The organism is Pedobacter sp. 01T416_2 (assembly GCF_056398925.1).
In genome coordinates this window covers 1-1,397 of sequence record NZ_JBFTQI010001102.1, presented here as the reverse complement: position 1 = coordinate 1,397, position 1,397 = coordinate 1, and the positions used below count along the sequence as shown (strand labels likewise).

Below are 1,397 nucleotides of genomic sequence, written 5' to 3'. Positions count from 1 at the left end.
GCTACCGATTCTGGCAAATAGGTATAAGCTCTGTGGTCTTTAGAAAATAGTTTTCCAAAGAAAGGCGTTACCTGTTTAAAATAAAAACTATACAGTTGTTTTACCGGGAAAACCTTTGGCTTAGAAAATTCCAATATTACCATTTTCCCGTTGGGCTTTAATACCCTGTACATATCGGTTAATCCTTTTTCGAGGTTTTCGAAATTACGCACACCATAAGCGCAGGTAATCGCATCAAAAGTATCATTTTCGAAATGCAGACCTTCAGAATCGCCTACCTGAACGGTAAAAACTTCGTTTAAACTACGCTCGTTAATTTTCTTCTTGGCTACTTCTAACATACCTTCAGAAATATCAACACCAATTACCTTTTCGGGATGAAGCTTTTTAATGGCTTCAAAGGCAAAATCGCCAGTTCCTGTAGCTACATCAAGCAAAGTTCTCGGGTGGATGGAAACCAGTTCTTTAATGGCTTTCTTACGCCATAATACATCTATCCCTAAAGAAAGAAAATGGTTTAAAAAATCGTAAGTGCCCGAAATGTTATTAAACATGGTTGCAACCTGCTCCTTTTTAGTTGCATCTTCTACTTGGTATGGGGTGATATTCTGATTCATGATATGGGGCAAAGATAGAGAAAAGAGTTTGCAGTTGGGAGTTTGCAGTTGGGAGTTTAGCGATTCCCTTAAACTTTACGAATTGCTGACGACGGTAGGTTTTTGACTCCACACTCCAAACGCCCAACTCAAAACTAATTGTTACCTTTGCACTATGATTATCAAAACGGCAACATTTGTTTGCAGCAACACCCAGATTTCGGCACTACCAGCACCAACTATGCCCGAATATGCATTTATTGGCCGCTCTAACGTGGGTAAATCTTCATTAATCAATATGTTGGTTAATCAACATGGATTAGCCAAAACCTCTCAACGCCCGGGAAAAACACAATTAATTAATCACTTTCTGATTAACGAAGCCTGGTACATTGTCGATTTACCGGGGTATGGCTATGCCAAGGTTTCTAAAACCAGCAGAGAGAAATGGGAGAAATTTATCCGCGCCTATATAACCAAAAGAGAAAGTTTACAATGTGTTTTTGTTTTGATAGACAGCCGTTTAGAGCCACAGGGAATTGATATAGAATTTTGCTATTGGTTAGGTGAAAAACAGATACCTTTTTCGTTAATTTTTACCAAAGCTGATAAACAGGGCATGACAACTACCCAAAAAAATGTAGCTGCCTTTAAGAAAAAATTAGGTGAGTTTTTTGAAGAGATCCCTGCCACCTTTATTTCCTCTGCCGAAAAAGGAACCGGAAAAGATGAAGTGCTGAATTTCATTTATGAGGTGAATAAAGATTTTGTTGTGCCAACAGATTATAAGAAGTTTTAACC

Annotated in this window: 2 protein-coding genes; one reads left to right on the top strand and one right to left on the bottom strand. The window is 38.2% G+C overall.

The window, feature by feature from the left end; translation table 11 throughout:
* A partial coding sequence (gene ubiE / locus AC1DPQ_RS27730) for a bifunctional demethylmenaquinone methyltransferase/2-methoxy-6-polyprenyl-1,4-benzoquinol methylase UbiE (protein WP_477611564.1) occupies window positions 1-617 on the bottom strand: 617 nt, incomplete at its 3' end.
* Window positions 618-771: 154 nt separating this feature from the next.
* Between ubiE and yihA the strand changes: the two genes are divergently transcribed.
* Window positions 772-1,395 carry a ribosome biogenesis GTP-binding protein YihA/YsxC gene (gene yihA, locus AC1DPQ_RS27725; protein WP_029274081.1) on the top strand — a complete coding sequence of 208 codons (624 nt, stop codon included), beginning with the start codon at window positions 772-774 and terminating at the stop codon, window positions 1,393-1,395.
* Window positions 1,396-1,397: the final 2 nt, after the last annotated feature.

What these genes read in the sequence shown, in the direction of transcription:
- yihA (WP_029274081.1), top strand. Translation starts at nt 772, where the DNA reads ATGATTATCAAAACGGCAACATTTGTTTGCAGCAACACCCAGATTTCG.